This window comes from Acidovorax sp. GW835-FHT14B10 (assembly GCF_058793725.1).
The window spans coordinates 38,690-54,198 of sequence record NZ_JBXAGC010000012.1 but is presented as its reverse complement, the minus strand read 5'-3'; the positions used below and the strand labels follow the sequence as shown (position 1 = coordinate 54,198).

The 15,509-nt window shown below is 62.7% G+C and carries 12 protein-coding genes; all 12 read right to left on the bottom strand.

The features are described from left to right. Position 1 precedes the first annotated feature (1 nt). Genes AC1Q5S_RS11095 through AC1Q5S_RS11040 form a run of 12 tightly spaced genes read right to left on the bottom strand, consistent with a single transcriptional unit; the run spans position 2 to position 15,492 of the window. A complete protein-coding gene (locus AC1Q5S_RS11095; RefSeq protein WP_492238866.1) occupies positions 2-1,183 on the bottom strand; it encodes a glycosyltransferase family 4 protein in 1,182 nt (393 codons plus the stop codon). Further along, a complete protein-coding gene (locus AC1Q5S_RS11090) occupies positions 1,180-2,358 on the bottom strand; it encodes a glycosyltransferase family 4 protein (protein ID WP_492238865.1) in 1,179 nt (392 codons plus the stop codon). The genes AC1Q5S_RS11095 and AC1Q5S_RS11090 overlap by 4 nt, the downstream gene beginning before the upstream one ends. Then, the gene (locus AC1Q5S_RS11085; RefSeq protein ID WP_492238864.1) at positions 2,355-3,545 is read right to left on the bottom strand and encodes a TIGR03088 family PEP-CTERM/XrtA system glycosyltransferase; all 1,191 of its coding nucleotides are present in this window, start codon (positions 3,543-3,545) and stop codon (positions 2,355-2,357) included. The genes AC1Q5S_RS11090 and AC1Q5S_RS11085 overlap by 4 nt, the downstream gene beginning before the upstream one ends. Beyond that, on the bottom strand, positions 3,542-5,485 hold the full coding sequence (locus tag AC1Q5S_RS11080; RefSeq protein WP_492238863.1) for an XrtA/PEP-CTERM system amidotransferase: 1,944 nt from the start codon (positions 5,483-5,485) through the stop codon (positions 3,542-3,544). Before AC1Q5S_RS11080 ends, AC1Q5S_RS11085 begins: the two co-directional genes overlap by 4 nt. A 2-nt stretch (positions 5,486-5,487) precedes the next feature. Beyond that, positions 5,488-7,059: an exosortase A gene (xrtA, locus tag AC1Q5S_RS11075; protein WP_422203884.1), complete on the bottom strand. Its 1,572-nt coding sequence runs from the start codon at positions 7,057-7,059 to the stop codon at positions 5,488-5,490. Positions 7,060-7,069: 10 nt separating this feature from the next. Then, complete coding sequence (locus AC1Q5S_RS11070; RefSeq protein WP_422203882.1) at positions 7,070-8,299, bottom strand: TIGR03087 family PEP-CTERM/XrtA system glycosyltransferase; 1,230 nt, start codon at positions 8,297-8,299, stop codon at positions 7,070-7,072. Positions 8,300-8,321: 22 nt separating this feature from the next. Continuing rightward, the gene (locus AC1Q5S_RS11065) at positions 8,322-9,377 is read right to left on the bottom strand and encodes a FemAB family XrtA/PEP-CTERM system-associated protein (RefSeq protein WP_492238862.1); all 1,056 of its coding nucleotides are present in this window, start codon (positions 9,375-9,377) and stop codon (positions 8,322-8,324) included. Beyond that, positions 9,370-10,236 carry an XrtA system polysaccharide deacetylase gene (locus AC1Q5S_RS11060; protein WP_492238861.1) on the bottom strand — a complete coding sequence of 289 codons (867 nt, stop codon included), beginning with the start codon at positions 10,234-10,236 and terminating at the stop codon, positions 9,370-9,372. The genes AC1Q5S_RS11065 and AC1Q5S_RS11060 overlap by 8 nt, the downstream gene beginning before the upstream one ends. Before the next feature lie 18 nt (positions 10,237-10,254). Continuing rightward, the gene (locus tag AC1Q5S_RS11055; RefSeq protein WP_492238860.1) at positions 10,255-11,373 is read right to left on the bottom strand and encodes an XrtA/PEP-CTERM system-associated ATPase; all 1,119 of its coding nucleotides are present in this window, start codon (positions 11,371-11,373) and stop codon (positions 10,255-10,257) included. A 3-nt stretch (positions 11,374-11,376) separates the two neighbouring features. Then, positions 11,377-12,930 carry a TIGR03016 family PEP-CTERM system-associated outer membrane protein gene (locus AC1Q5S_RS11050; RefSeq protein ID WP_492238859.1) on the bottom strand — a complete coding sequence of 518 codons (1,554 nt, stop codon included), beginning with the start codon at positions 12,928-12,930 and terminating at the stop codon, positions 11,377-11,379. A gap of 18 nt (positions 12,931-12,948) precedes the next feature. Next, on the bottom strand, positions 12,949-13,920 hold the full coding sequence (locus AC1Q5S_RS11045; RefSeq protein ID WP_303834600.1) for an XrtA-associated tyrosine autokinase: 972 nt from the start codon (positions 13,918-13,920) through the stop codon (positions 12,949-12,951). A gap of 9 nt (positions 13,921-13,929) precedes the next feature. Then, on the bottom strand, positions 13,930-15,492 hold the full coding sequence (locus AC1Q5S_RS11040; protein ID WP_492238858.1) for an XrtA system polysaccharide chain length determinant: 1,563 nt from the start codon (positions 15,490-15,492) through the stop codon (positions 13,930-13,932). Positions 15,493-15,509 lie beyond the last annotated feature (17 nt).

Here is a 15,509-nt window from a genome sequence, read left to right as displayed (position 1 = left end):
TTCAGACCGCTGCATCGACCACCCGTCGGAAAAGCTGCAATTGGCCCTGCGTGGTAGCGTCCCACGAGAAAGTCTGGGCGTGGGCGCGGGTTTCTACCCGCGTGGGCGGCTGGGTGTGCAGTTGCATCCACGCTGCGGCCAGCGCCGGGACATCGCGACGGGCCATGAGTACGCCAGCCGCCGGCTTGCCCACCACCTCGGGCGTGCCCCAGATGTTGGTGGCGATTACCGGCGTGCCGCAGGCCATGGCCTCCAGCAGCACGTTGGCCCAACCTTCGCGGCTGCTGCACAGGGCCAGCACGTCGGCCGCGCTGTACCACCATTTCAGCTCGGTTTGCGGCACCACGCCGGCCCAGTGCACACGCTCGGCCACGCCCAGGCGCTGGGCCAGGGCCTTCAGCGCACCCTCTTGCGGGCCAGCGCCAACAATCAGCAGCGTGACCCCGGGCAAGTGAAGCAGGGCCTCGATGGCCACATGGTGGCCTTTTCGCTCGATCAGGTGGCCTACCGAGAGCAGGTAGTGCCCGTCCACCGGTAGGCCCAGGCGCTGGCGGGCCTCGGTGCGGTCTTCGGGCACGAAGCGCTCCAGGTCCACCCCATTGCGCAGGGTGTGCAGCTTGGCGCGGTCGGCACCCAGTTCGCCCAGGGTGTCCATCAGCGCCTGGCATACACCAATCGAGGCGCTGGCCTGCTCGGCCGTTTGCAGGATGCGCTTGCGCGGGAACGGGTATTGCGCAATGAGGTTCAGATCGGTGCCGCGCGCTGTCACCACAAAAGGCTTGCCCAGCCAGCGGGCCAGCAGGCCTGCGGCCACGCCGTCGGGGTAGTAGTAGTGGGCGTCGATGAGGTCAAAGTCAAAGCCCTGGCGCTGCAGGCGGCGGATGGTGGACAAAGCTCCCAGGGCCATGGCGTAAGGCGCGAGGTTCATGCCCACCTTGGGCAGCAGCAGGTAGCGCGGGTGATGCACCTCCACGCCGTTGCGCTGCTCTTGGCGGGGCGTGGCGGCGAACTGGGCGTACTCGCCAAAGCGCTGGGCCTTTAATGGGAACCACGGAACCGGCGCCACCACCTTGGCCTGTACTTCACCGGTCTGGAGCAGTTCGCGCAAGCGCGTTTCCACAAAGATGCCATGGATGGGCCGCACCGTGCTGGGGTATAGCGTGGAGAACAGCAAGACTTTCATGCGCCAGCCTCCGCCAGTGCGGTGACCCGCCGTGCGTTGCCGACCCATGTCAGGTTCAGCCGGTCGATGGTGTCCGCGGCACCTTGCGCCAGGCGCTGCCGCAGCGGTGCGTCGGTGCACAGCCGCGTCAGTGCGCCCTCCAGTGCGCCCGGCTGGGTTGGCTCGAACATGAGGGCGTTGAGGTTGTTGGTCAGCACTTCCAGCAGATTCGGCGTGGCGGGTGCCACTACCGCCTTGCCCAGCACCAGGTATTCCATCAGCTTCAAAGGTGAGGCATACGGCGTGACGGCGGGTTGCAGCGCCACGTCGAAAGCGGCCACATGGGCGGGCACCTGTTCGCGGTGGATCACCCCGGTGAATGTCACACGCCCGGCCAGACCCAGTCGCTTTGCCTGCGCCTCCAGCTCCGCACGCACCGGTCCGTCGCCAACCACCAGCAAATGCGTTTCTTGCGGCGCCTGGGGCGACGCCATCCAGTCGATGATGCGGTCCACGCCATGCCAGTCGCGCACAAATCCGGTGAAGCCCAACACCACCTTGCCCTGCAGACCCAGGCGGCCCTTGGCCACATCGGGCGTGGGCGCGTCGGCGAAGTGTGCGCGGTTGATGCCGTTGGGTATCACATGGATGCGATCGCCGGGCACACCATACCCACGCACATGATCGGCCAGCACCTGCGTGACAGGCAGCACGGCATCTGCGCCGCGCCATGCGGTTCCCTCCGCCCAGCGCGCAAGTCGGCGCAGAGCCAGCCCTCCGCTGTGCTGCGAGCGCTCCAGCACCAGGGGAGAATTCACCTCCAGCAGCAGCGGAATACCCAAGCGCTTTTTGACCAGCAGGCCTGCCAGCAGAAACAGGTTGTACCGCTCGTAAATCACGTGCGGCTGAAATGCGCGTGCGGCGGCCATCAGTTGGCGATAGGCCACCAGGTTGTAGACCAGTTCCATCCCCTCGTAGGCGGCCTTCGGTAGCAAGGTCTTGAGGCGATGCACCCAATCCATGTCGCGCCCCATGTGGCCCACACCCTGCGCTGGCACATCCGAAGGGGCCTCGGGCGCCCCCGGCGCCACCACGCGCACTTCGTGCCCTTGGCTGCGCAGGGCTTCAATCATTTCTTCGATGTGGACGGTTTGTCCATCTTTCGAAGCGGTGCGGTGGTGGTAGAGGATTCTCATGACTCTGCGGAATGCCCCGGAGCGCTGGGTACCGGCTCACCCAAGTGCTGACCGGAAAAGAGTCGCTGGTAGGAATGCACCATCGCATCAATGCCCAATTTTTTCAATGCCTGCCGACGTGCTGCCTGGCCAAATAAGCGTGCCCTGGCCGCGTTGGTGTAAACACTCCACAGAGCGTTCGCCATGGCGTTGGCATCGTCAGAAGGAACAAGCAGTCCGGTCACGCCGTCTTCCACCACATCGGGCGTACCACCCACCGCTGTCGCCACCACAGGCAAACCGCTGGCCATGGCTTCCTGCAGCGTGCAGGACATTCCTTCGGCCTGGGAAGGCAGCACAAAACAGCCCAGCATGCGCAAGATGTCGGCCACATCATCCCGTGCGCCTGCCAACCACGCCAGATGCTGGACATGGGCGGCAGCAAGCACCGCCTCCACTTCCGCCCGCAATGGCCCCGCCCCCACCACGACCAGGCGCATGCGTGATCTGGCTTCTGGGTGGGTTTCCAGCAGTGTCACGAAAGCGCGGGCCAGCAAGGGCTGGTTTTTGACCGTTTGCAAACGCCCCACCGTGCCCACCATCCAGTGTTGACCGGGGACAAAGGGGCAACCGGGCACGGATTGCGCCACCCCAGGGTGGGGTGGTGCAAACGTTTGGGTATCCACCCCATTGGCAATGAGCGAACGGCGGCGGGTGGGCACGCGGATGGCCCGTGCCAGGTATGCATCCAGGTCTTTCGACACCGCCACGTAATGGCTGACGAAGGGCTGGTACAGCCTGCGCAGGCGCTGATAGCGCATGTTGTGCCCCTGGGGGTCGTGCGCATCCCAGCCATGCTCGGCATGGATGCGCAGCGGCACGCGGGCCAACCAGGCCAGCGGAGTGATCTCCAGTGCGGCGAGGTTGCAGGTGTGCACCACGTCGGGTTGGAGTTCACGCAGCAGATGGTAAATGCGCGGATAGAGCGGCACGGCATGGCCCGGTGGCTTGCGCAGTTCAATGAAGCGCACACCGGGCTGGGTGATGCGGTGCTTGAAATCACCGATAGTGGTGAGTGACAGCACCACGTGTTCAAACCGTTCCGCAGGCAGGCGGTTGATCAGCTGAACGATGACGTTTTCCAGCCCCCCCACACCGAAGCTGTACACCACATGAACGATGCGCCGGCGGCGCGGTGTGCTGCTCATGCCGCGACCACATCGGCGGTGGCTGCATGCGCGACGGACCGGACCGGCGCCAGCGCTTGCCGCAAAAACGCATCAAACATGATGAGCATCCACAAGGCCGTCGAATGGTCGTGATGCCCGCCCAGGTGTTGGTGGATGAGGGTCTGCAGCGTGCCCGCATTGAAGTAGCCCGATGCCAGCATGCGCGGGCTCAGCACCGACTCCTGCATGCGTTGCGCCAGCGGGCCGCGCAGCCAACTGGCCAATGGCACCGAAAACCCCATCTTGGGCCGGTACAGGACGTCGTGCGGCAGCAAAGGCTCGAAGGCTTTCTTGAACACATATTTGCCCTCGCCGTTCCGGATCTTCAAGTCGCTGGGCAACGTGGCGAGCCATTCGACGAGTGGATGGTCCATCAAGGGCTCGCGCACTTCGAGCGAGTGCGCCATGCTGGCACGGTCCACCTTGGTGTTGATGTCACCGACCAGCCAGGTTTTGTAGTCCAGGTACTGGACCAGGGCCAGCGGGTCATCGGTCTGGGCCTGCAGGGCGTATTGGCGGAACACGTCGAGCGCGCTGTAACCGCCCAGGCTGCGCTGGAATGCGGGCGAAAACAGCGCCTGGCGCTGATCGGCCCGCAGGTGCGACATGCTGTGGTGGTAGGCCTGCACCGTGTCCATGGCCAAGGCCTGCAAGGTGGTCTTGGCGCGCAGCGGGCGCGGCGCCCAGTCGGCCTTGGGGTACATCTGACCCAGCGCGCCAAACAGCGGACGGCGCAAGCCGTGCGGCAGGCAGTTGCGCACGGCCTCCTCGCCCTGGTGCATGCGGTAGCGCCGGTAGCCGCCCAGACTCTCGTCCCCGCCGTCGCCAGACAGCGCTACGGTGACGTGCTTGCGCGCCATCTGGCAGACGCGGTAAGTGGGTATGGCCGAGCTGTCGGCAAAAGGCTCATCGTAGAGCCCTGCCAGCGTGTCGATGAGATCGAAGTCTTCGCTGCTGACGACTTCGAGCTTGTGGTCGGTGTGGCAACGGTCCGCCACCTGCTGGGCAAAGGCGGATTCGTTGAAGCGCGGGTCGTCGAAACCGATGGCGCAGGTGTGAACCGGCGTGTCTGAAAGACCGGCCATGGTGGCCACCACGGCGCTGGAGTCCACCCCGCCGGAGAGGAAGGCCCCCAGAGGCACATCAGCGATCATGCGCAGCCGCACCGACTCCTTCACCCGCTCGCGCAGCTCGGCTTGTGCGTCGTCGAGGCCAATAGGGTTGTCATTGCTGAAACGAACATCCCAATAGGGCAACGGCTGGGCCTGGGCAGAGTCGCCTCGGCGCAGCGCAAGGGAGTGGGCCGCTGGCAGCTTATGGGCGTTGCGGTAAATGCAGCGTGGATCGGGCACGTAGCCGAACGAGAAATAGTCTTCCACCGCCAGCGGGTCGATAGCGCGCACAAAGCCCGGGTGGGCGGTGAGCACTTTGAGTTCTGAGCCAAAGATGAAACTGCCGTCGGGCAACCAGGCGTAGTGCATGGGCTTGACGCCCATGCGGTCGCGCGCAAGAAACAGGGTTTGCTGGTTGCGATCCCACAGGGCAAAGGCGAACATGCCCCGCAGCCGGTGCAGACAGGCTTCGCCCCAGGCTTGCCAGGCGTGCACGATCACTTCGGTGTCGCTGCGTGTCCTGAAGTGGTGGCCCAGGGCCTTGAGCTCGGTCATCAGTTCACGGTAGTTGTAGATCTCGCCGTTGAAGACGATGCCCACGGTGCCGTTTTCATTGAACAAGGGCTGCTTGCCTGTGGCCAGGTCGATGACGGACAGGCGCCGATGGCCCAGAGCCAAACCGGGCTCCAGGTGCACGTCGTCTTCGTCGGGCCCGCGATGGGCCTGGACATCGTTGATCCGTGCGATCAGGTCGCGCGAGAAGGCGCGCACACCCTGGGTATCGAAAAGACCGGATATGCCGCACATGGTCAGCTGCGCCCTCGCGTTTGCTCCAGCGCCACCACCAGCGCGTCGCCCTGGCGGTCCAGATAGGACTGCAGGCGTGCAGAAGCATCGATCTCGGACTCCTTGGCATCCGACAAGGGGGTGTAGATCACGATATGGGCCCCGTCATCGCCCCATCCGCTGATGCGCCCCAGAGCACCCTGGATCTTGCCGGCATAGTCGCTGGCGGTGAAGGTGCCGCGGACCCAGTAAAAGCGCCAAGCCAACAGCCGCTGCGCATCGGCGACCGTGCCAGGCGCATGCTGGCGCAGCACGGCACTTTCCACACGCAGGGTCCGGCCTTGAAGCCACGCATTGACAGAACCACTGGCCACACGCGCCCAGACCGGGTCCTGGCTCTTCACCAGCACACTCTCTGAACTGACCAGCTTGCGCTGGTAGTCTTGCTGGCGGTAATAGCTGACATGCAGTCCCAGCGGCTGGTTCTGACCATCGGTCAGGCCCATGTCCAGCGTGTCGGAGGCATGTTCAAAAGCCGGCAGCCAGTGGCTGGGTGGCATCGCCGTGGCATGCCAAGGGGCGGCCACAACAGGCGCGACCAGTTGAACAGGCTTGGTCTGTGTGCCCAGGTCCATTGCGACCAGCAGGCCATGCGGCGCCAGCACCACAGAAAAAGCGAGCACCAACGCAAGCCACGGCGTTCCTTTCGGGAGGCTTCCTTCAACCCGGCCAACGGGAACCATTGCCTGAGAAGCGGATGGCGCTGGGTCCACCCAGCGCGCACCGATGAGAAACATCACTCCGATCACGATCCCGAAAAACAACCACCCGTACACGAGGTGGTCCACCCCTGTAGCGACGGTGTTGCCCGAGAGGTGCCCCAGCATCACGATCAGATAAGCGCGCACCCAATTGGCCACCAGCGGAACCACGATGGCCACCACCATGAACACCATGCGCTTGCGCGTCCCTTGGTAGCTGAGGTACGCGAACAGACAGCCCACGGTCACGGAAGCGATCAGGTAGCGAATTCCGCTGCACGCCTCCACGACCGACCATGCTCCGGAGGGAATGATGAATTGCAGGCCTTCCCGGTAGACCGGAATTCCGCTCGCACGCAGGGCCATCACGGTGAAGTCGGCGGTCCACTCCATCAGGCGTGGCAACAGGAAATCCCCGATGGGCACGGCAAAGAAAAGAAAACCCAAAGGAAAAGCCAGTGCTCTGGCTACGCGCCAACCGAACACTGCAGGTACGGACAGCACGATCAGCGTTACCAGCGCAAGTTGCGTGGCGGCATTCACGGCCACCAGATCACCAGCCAGCCAGAGCGCCGCAGCGCCCGCCATCAGCACCCAGGCCAACCGCCCAGGGCGGGGAACCATGGGTGCGAGCACCGCGCGTTGGCGCCACACCAGCCATAGCGAGATGATGGGCACTACAAAACCATGCGCGTAGGTGTCGGAACGCGCCCAGATCATCGCCATGCCCCAGGCCGAATGCCAGTAGGTGATCAGAATGACTGCGTGCAGCAATACCAGCGCAGCCAAGGGCCGACGCCAATGGCCGGGGAGGAGTTGGGTACGGCCCGTCACGTTCGGCCTCTCATGCGACGACGTCGCGGGAATGCCGGGCACGCATACCGGCCAGGCAATGGTCGATGCCACTCAGATGTGCCTGCCAGCTGCATTCCTGCGCCACGTAGCGGCGGGCCTGGTGCCCGAGTGCGACGGCGTTGTAGGGGGACTCCAGCAGCGGCTGCAAGGCCTGCACAAATTCTTCTGGCGAGTCTGCGCGCAGCAGCCCCTGCCCCGCGGTGGCGCCGATGGCATCCGCACAGCTGCTGACCGTGACCACGGGCCTTTGCATGGCCATGGCTTCCAGAATTTTGTTTTGAATGCCACGCGCAACCCGCAACGGCGCCACCACCGCACTGGCGTATTGCAAATAGGGCCGCACATCCGGTACGGTTCCGGTGACCACCACATGCCCACCAGCCAGCGCCTGCACTTGCGGTGAGGGACTGCGGCCAACAATGTAGAAGCGCACCTGCGGCCAGCGCGTGCGCAGCCGCGGCAGCACGTCGGTCACGAACCAGCTGACGCCGTCAATGTTGGGCCAGTAATCCATGGCGCCGGTGAACACCACCGCCTGTTCATTGGCCTGAAAGGGGTTGGGCCGCCGGGGGTCCGGCGTGAAGAAATCCGCATCCACCCCGTTGCCCATGGACTGCACACGTCCCTTGCATTCCGGCGCCTGGGACAAAAACAAAGCGGTTTCATTGGACGTCACGAAGTACGAGCGACGCGCCAGCATGGCCATCGCACGCTCGTAGGCAAGCAGGCGCCGTCCCTCCATGCGGTACAGCGTGGACAGGGGCCAGCGGTGTGCGGGGGCGTACTGGGTCCATTTGGCAGAGTCCACGTCGACAAAGTCCACCAGCATGGGCACCTGCGGCAACAGCGGCTGCGCATACTGCGCCATGGCCGAGGAAAACACCACGCTGGCCTGCAGCGCGTGCCCCGCTGTTGTCTGCTCCACCCAGCGCCGCATACCGGCGTTGCGGTAGTAGGCCAGCGTGAGCGCCTCGCCCGCCAGGAGACCACGGAGGCTTTTGACCTTGGCGCTGCGTGAATGAATGTGCTCCACGTGCAGGTCTGGACACATGGCCCGCAGTGCGGGCAGGTGCTGCGCATCGTCCGGGTCGTCGATGAAGGTGCCCAGAAAAACGCGGTGGTTCTGCTGCAAGTGGCGCAGCAGGTGGTACGAGCGCACCTTGTCACCCTTGTTGGGCGGGTACGGCAATCTGTGCACCAGGTAGAGAATGTTGCCCATGGCGGTGATGCGTGGGGGGTGCTCAGCCAAGGTTGCGCGCGATTTTGGGCCCGAGCCAGTTGGCCAGTCCAATCGGCATGCGCCGCCAGGCAGCGATCAGCCAGCGGTACTTTGCGTTCGCGGGGTTGTTCTGGGGCACGCTGTCGCTCTTGTACAACCGGTATTCGTAGTGCAGCGGAGTGGGTTCAAAGCCCCAGTTCTTCTTGAACGCGTACGAACCCGTGCCCTGCTTGCTGCGCCCATAGTCGAACACCCTCAGCCCCCGGGCGCAGGCCAGGCGCATCAGCTCCCAGTATTTGAAATCGTTGGCTGCCAGTTCCCTGGCCGCCTCGTCGTCACCGGCGTAGTAGGGCAGCACCTCGTCGCGGAAATAGAAGCTCAGCACGCTGCTGATGGGGCGGCCATCGGGCGCGCAAATGGTGAGCACCTCGCAATCAGACCCAAAAACGCGACGCAATCCACTGAAGTAGGCCTTGGAAAAGGCGGGTGTTCCATGGCGGTGCACATTGTCCGCATAGAGCGAAAAAAAACGATCTACGGTGGTGTCGATATGGGACGTCAACCCATTCTTGATGCCTTTGCGCACCATGGCGCGTTGCTTGCGCGGGATGGCAAGCAAGTTGTCCTCTTCTTTCGGTGCAATGGGCTTGCGAAACGTCACGTACAGGTCTTGCAGCGGCCAGTCCGTGTGTCGGCGCTGCACATGGCGCAACTCCAGGTGGTCCACACCCAGGCGCTGGGCCAGTTGCTCGGCCTCCCGCTCCAGCGCAGCCGCGGCTTCCTCGTCCAGCGCAACAACGCCTCCATACACAGAAAAAGGCAGGCTGGTGAGAGCATTGCCGAACAGGCGGCTCCTGACATGCCCCAGCGGCAATATCCCCCGGATGCTTGCTCCGACCTGTGCATAGAGAAAGTAGGTGTCGTGGCGAAACACCTCGCGGATCAGCGTCTGCCAGCCAGCGCGGTGGAAAAAGGTGGCTTGCGGACAATCCAGCACAAACGCGTCCCAACGTGCGGCGTCGGCGGCGCTGTGCACGTCCAGACGGCCAATGGAGAGCCTGGCGGCAACGTCAGACAAGGGGCACCTCTTGCGCTTGCGGGGAAAGAAAAATATGGTCCATGCGACCCCAGTGAAAGTCCCGCAGCAGGTGGCCCAGCCGCCGCTCCATGCGACCGATGTTCACATAGTGTCTGAAGTGGGTCTTGAAACTGATGCCCTGGACACGCGGCTGTTCGACATCCACTTCCCAAGGATGAAAATAAAAAACGGCCGGTGAATGGTCCTGGCGATGCACCTCACGCAGCATCCAGCGCGACAACGCATAGGGGAGGAGGCGAAAGTAACCTCCGCCGCTCGAAGGCAAGTTACGGTGGAAAATGCGCAGGGTGGTCGGCGGCACCTCCATCAATCCGTCGCGTACCTGATAGGCAAACCGCGGTGCATCCGGCATTCCATAATGGTCGTGCCGGATGGGGTAGATGCTGGAGCTGTAGCGGTAGCCCGCGCGCTGCAGCGTGTCTAGCGCCCACAAATTGCCGGAGCCGATGGAAAAGCTGGGGGCACGGTACCCCTGCACACGCACACCGGCAATATCTTCCAGCAGGTCTTTGGCGTGGTGGATGTCGTGGAAGAACGCCTCCTCGGACAAATCACTCACACGCTCATGGCCGTAGCCATGGCTGGCCAGCTCATGTCCACTGTCCACGATGCGGCGCACCAGAGCCGGATACCGCTCGGCAATCCAGCCCAGTGTGAAGAAAGTGGCATGTGCGTTGTTCTCTTGCAGCAAGGCCAGTATGCGATCCACGTTGCGCTCCACCCGGCATTCACGCAAGTCCCATTCACGGCGTTCAATGTAGGGCGCGAAAGCCGACACCTGAAAATAGTCCTCAACGTCGATGGTCAGCGCGTTGGTGATGGAGGGCGTGCTGCGCATGGCGGTGGACTTCCGGTTCTAGCTGGAGGCACTGTCTGAGTGCGAATGCCGACTTGCAACCACCAGCTTTTGCAGATTCACCAAGATTTCCAGGATCACGCGCTCCTGGCGCAACACGCTGCGCTCTATCCGCAACAAATGTGCACTCAGTTGTTCGGCCGTCACGTGCGCAAGTTGCTGGGACATGCGGTCAGCCAGAGAACTCTCCAGATCCAGCCCCAAGGTCTCCAATTCCAGTTCGCCCTCCAGCAGTGCTTCGCGTGCAGCGCTTCGGGTCGCCGTTCTCAATGGCATCTCCCAAGGATATGCGGCCTTGGACGAAACCAGCATTTCAGATTGGACTTCTTGGATGATCTCGCCGACCAGTTCCAGATCAATGTGTGCCCGGTCCGTCAGGAAACCCTGCAGCAGGATACGGTCAAACAAGGTATTGATGCGCCGCGGAATTCCGCCTGTGTAGCGGTGGATGCCGTCGAATATTGCAGGGTCGAAGGTGGGCTTGTCGCTGGCGCCCGCACATTTCAGGCGGTGCTGGATGTACTCACGGGTTTCATCTGCCTCCAGGGGGCCCAGGTGGCATGTTGCAGTCACGCGCTGGCGCAATTGCACCATGCCAGGGCTTTGCAGGATTTCGCGGAACTCGGGCTGGCCCACCAGAAAAGTCTGCAGCAGTGCGTCCTGGCCGTTTTGGAAATTCGACAGCATGCGCAGTTCTTCCACCGCCTGTGGCTGAAGGTTCTGCGCTTCATCAACGATCAGCAGGCATCGTTTTCCTTGCAGCGTCTGGGCGACGAAAAAAGCCTCCAGTGCCAGCAGCAGGTCTGCTTTGGAGACACCCCGCACATGGATCCCGAAAGCGGCACCCACCAAACGCAGGGTATCTTCGGCGCCCAGCTGCGTACTCACCAGATGGGCCGCCACAACGGTTTCAGGATCCAGGCTGTCGATCAGACCGCGGACAATCGTGGTCTTGCCCGCCCCGACCTCCCCCGTGATCACGATGAACCCTTCGCAGCGCATCACGCCATATTCCAAATACGCGCGTGCACGCTGGTGCTGCTTGCTACTGAAATAGAAGCCAGGATCGGGATTGAGCTGGAAGGGTTTGCTGTTCAAACCATAGAACGCTTCATACATGGATCAAAACCGGTGTGTGATCGTTCCGACGATGGCCGATTCGCTGTAGGGACTGGTGACGCCATCAGACACAACGCGGCGTATCTGGAGTCCCCCACTGGTGCGGCGGGCCAACAGCGTATTCCAGCCCAAAACGAGTGAGCGCACCCGGGTTTCCAGCCCCGGCAAACTGCCTTCACTGCGCTGCACTCCCAGATTCGCATGGACCGAAGAATCGGGCGTGAGACGATGCGCAAGCCACAGGTTCCAGCCATGCTGGCGAATGCGAGAACTGGCGTCGAAATCATCGCCCAGCTGGAGCACACCGCCAATTGAACGCGTATCCGAACGCGAAACGGCCAGCGTGATGGTGCTGCGCCGACCCAGCAGCGCCAGGGAAAGTTGCTGCACCCGCTGCAACGTGGTCGATGACCGGAGGAAATCCTGAAACACCTGGACGTTGGCAGGCAAGCCCAAGCGTTCAATTTCTGCCAGTACGAGCTGTGTACGCCGAATGGGGTCAGGCTCCAAGGGGGTGTAGAAGCCCTCGAGCAGATCGAACAGAGACCCCAGCGACGCCGACTGCGCGCCCAACCCGTTGGAAATGGCCTTGACGTCGGTGTAGCGCCAGACGGTGCGCCCGGTGCGGTGCTCCAGTGCAGCGTTGTGGGATTCGCCGAAGTAGCGGCTCTCACGTTCAAAAGACAGCCGCGAGCGCTCCGATGGCTGCCAGTTGACGCCAAAACCCGAGATGCGGTGAGACTCCTGCGTCGGCGAGAGCTGATTGGTGGATTCGGCTCCACCAATCCCTGTGAGAACCCATTGCGGCGTCACCGCCCAACTCACCCGCGCACGCAGCGCCGTGGTTTCAATACTCCGACCGAGCGAATAATCGACGACCTGATGGGTGGCATCTGCGGACCAACCCAGGATTTTCCCGCTTCCCCTGTTGCCCAGATGCAAGAGCCAGTCTTGCGCCGTGACATCCGAACGACTGCCTGTCTTGGTCTGCGTGTCTTGCACGCTGTAACGCGCCTCGTAATCCACCGCGGAGCCGAGACGGCCTCGCAGGTACGGCGACAAGCGGAAACTCGACGTTTGAGACGTGTTGGGATTGGCGGGAGAGCCATCCACAGGCGCACCAAAAGCCGATATGGGCTGTGAAGCGACGACGCCGGACACATCGATAAAAGCCCATTGCTCGATCGCCTCAACGACAGCGCGGGCATTCAGGCTGTGCCGGATCTGATTGAAGCCTGACTCCCGTGCGTAATAGGTATCGTGCAGCGAGTAATCAACAAAACCTTGGACACGGGCCGTGTTGCTGATCAGCTGAAACCCCGGACTCACCTCCGTCACCTGGTCGCTGATGCCGGTGGCATTCAGCCGGGCATTGTTGGTGATGGTGTGTTGCACCGAAACCCGCGGCTCAAATACCAGGCGGGGTTGACGTGCTGCTGCCTGCGCATCTTCCTGTTGCGCCGTGGCCATGCCAGGCAGCAACATCGGCCCCATTGCCAGCACCAAGGAGGCGCAGCGAAGGGAAATACTTGCGGTGCGCCGCTGCGACAGGTTCACGCGAGTTCTCCTTTTATGTCATGCCACGGCGTTGGCTGGCCTGGGCTCGCCGGCGTTCTGCTCGTAACCGAAGCCGTGACCGTATCCATAACCATAAGCACCCAGGCCACGGCTGCGCGCCTGGTTCAGCACCATGAGCCTGATGGGGCAGGCTTCGATGGTGGACAGGGCATGCTGGACCTGGGACTGAAGCGTTTTCTCGGCCTGGACCACGATGACGACCTGGCCCATGTGACGGGCCAGCACCCGCGCTTCCGTGGTCAGCAGCAAGGGAGGCGAATCGAAAACGATGATGCGGTCACTGTAGCGTTTGCCCATGTCGTTGAGCAGGGCGACCATGGCATCACTGGCCAGCAATTCGGTCGCACGCGGGTTCGGCAGTCCCGTCGGCAACAGCGTGAAATTGTCGATGTTGGTGCGCAACAGGACGTCGGGCAATCCGATCTGGTCGTCCAGCAACAAGTCCAGCAGCCCAGGTGCTGGCTGCAAACCCAGCGTTTTCATGACGGACTGGCGTGCGACATCGGCATCCACCAGCATCACCGTGTGGTTCAGCTCCATGGCCAGACTCATGGCCAGGTTGATGGCTGTGAAGGTCTTGCCTTCTCCGGGCAACGAGCTGGTGACCATGATGAGGTTGCCATTGGCCACCACCGCTGCACCTTTGCCCGTTGCATTTTCCAGGAGTGGCCGTTTAATGACACGAAACTGGTCCGTCGTGGCGGATCGCGGCGCGTGAGGCGTGACAAAGCCTGCCGCAGCCAAGGCCGTCAAATCGATATGCACGCTCTTGGACCCCGGCTTGGAAGCTGGCTCGCTGCGCTGCACATCGACGGCCCCATCTTCTGCGGGCGAATCCGTTGGTGTGAACTGCTGCAAGGTGCCCGGCGCGGCAAGCCCTTCAGATGGCATGCCGTTGCCTGGCATGGGCGCCCCCGCCTTGCGCAGTTGCTCTAGCCGCTGGGCCGCTTTTTCAATGGAACTTGTCATGATGGCATGTCACCCCAGAAGGCCCGACAGGTAGGACAGCGCAAGCATGCCACCCGCGTAGAGGAAAACGAGCGCAAGCAAGGCCACGACGAAGCGGTTGAAACTTCTCGATTCGCGCTGGCGGAAATCATCACCGGGGATCAGATCCACCACCCCCAGCAACGGCAGCTGGGTCAACTGGCGCAAGGCAACCCCATCGAAGAACACCGGCCTGATCTGGCTCATGAGAAAAGCCATGCCCAGCCCCGCACCCAAGGCCACCAGCAAGGTGATTGGCATCAGCAGCACCCGATTGGGCGCAACCGGTTTGGGAGCCACGCGCGGCGGGTCGATGACGCGAAATTCGGCCACATTGGACGTGTTTTCCAGCTGCCCCGACATCATGGCCGACTCACGGCGCGACACCAGATCCGCATAGTTTTTTTGATTGATCTGATAGTCCCGGTTGAGCTGGGCCAACTCTGCCTCCAGCTGCGGAGCCACCTTGAGTTGCTGCTGAACCCGGTTGGCGCGTGACTCGTACTCGACCACCCGCGCGCGCAGCGAAGCTACTTGAACCTCGGCGGCAGAATGGATGCGGCTGAGCTCCACCGCCGCCGGGCTGGTTTGAACTGCCGGCGATCCGGGCGCCGCCTGGGCTTTGCGCCGCAGCTCTTCCATTTCGCGACGCTTTTGCGTTTCAAGCTCCCCGATCAATCTGCGCGTGTTGACCACATCAGGGTGCTCCTCGGTGTAGCGCTGAAGCAGCGTATCCAAATTGCGCTTCTGCTCATAAAGGCGTGCGTCCAGCTCAGGCGTCTGTATGCCGGCTGCAGAACCGAGGAGAGACTCGCCAGTTTGCGCGCGCAGCATTTCCAACTGGCGATTTGCCGCCGCGCGCGCGCTTTCGGCCTCGCGCAGTTCCAGCCTGGCCTGACTGAGGAGGTTGCCGATTTCGGCAGCCCGCCCCGCAGAGTCCAGGCCGCTCTGGGACTGCAATTCGATATTGCGCAGCTTGAATGCCTTGAGGCGGCCTTCAGCGTCCGTCAATTTGGCTTCATAGCTCTTGATCTGCTCGTCCAGGAAACGCCGCGCACTGTCCGAATCCTGGCGCGATGCACCCAGGCTGGATTCGACGAAGATGGTCAGCAATGCCTGCACGGCGCGCTGCGCTTTCTCGGGGTTCTGGTCGCGATAGGACAACGTGTAGAGGTTGTCTCGTCCGGTGGTCTGGATGCTGATGGATTTGGTCACGGTGTCGACCACCGCATCCTTGGCCGCCTTGGAATGCGCTCCCAGATCCAGGTCAACGGTGCGGACCAATCGCTCCACGGTCGGCCGACTCAGGAGCGTGCGGCTGAGCATGGCCACCTGCTGCTCGATGTTCGGCTGCACGGCAATGCCCGTCATGAGGGGTCGCAGGATGGATTGCGTATCGACAAATACGCGCGCCGAAGCCTGGTAGTGATCCGGCATCATGAGCACCACCCCCACCCCCACAGCAGCCACCAGCCAGGTGATCAGCATGGCTAAACGGCGATAGATCCACATGCCGCGAACGACCGTGGTGATCTGGCCTAGCAACTCATCCATTCGATCCCCCTCCACAC

Coding starts and splice junctions, on each gene's coding strand:
- AC1Q5S_RS11070 (WP_422203882.1), bottom strand. CDS start 8,299: ATGGGCAACATTCTCTACCTGGTGCACAGATTGCCGTACCCGCCCAAC.
- AC1Q5S_RS11040 (WP_492238858.1), bottom strand. CDS start 15,492: ATGGATGAGTTGCTAGGCCAGATCACCACGGTCGTTCGCGGCATGTGG.
- AC1Q5S_RS11080 (WP_492238863.1), bottom strand. CDS start 5,485: ATGTGCGGCATATCCGGTCTTTTCGATACCCAGGGTGTGCGCGCCTTC.
- AC1Q5S_RS11085 (WP_492238864.1), bottom strand. CDS start 3,545: ATGAGCAGCACACCGCGCCGCCGGCGCATCGTTCATGTGGTGTACAGC.
- AC1Q5S_RS11055 (WP_492238860.1), bottom strand. CDS start 11,373: ATGTATGAAGCGTTCTATGGTTTGAACAGCAAACCCTTCCAGCTCAAT.
- AC1Q5S_RS11045 (WP_303834600.1), bottom strand. CDS start 13,920: ATGACAAGTTCCATTGAAAAAGCGGCCCAGCGGCTAGAGCAACTGCGC.
- AC1Q5S_RS11095 (WP_492238866.1), bottom strand. CDS start 1,183: ATGAAAGTCTTGCTGTTCTCCACGCTATACCCCAGCACGGTGCGGCCC.
- AC1Q5S_RS11090 (WP_492238865.1), bottom strand. CDS start 2,358: ATGAGAATCCTCTACCACCACCGCACCGCTTCGAAAGATGGACAAACC.
- AC1Q5S_RS11060 (WP_492238861.1), bottom strand. CDS start 10,236: ATGCGCAGCACGCCCTCCATCACCAACGCGCTGACCATCGACGTTGAG.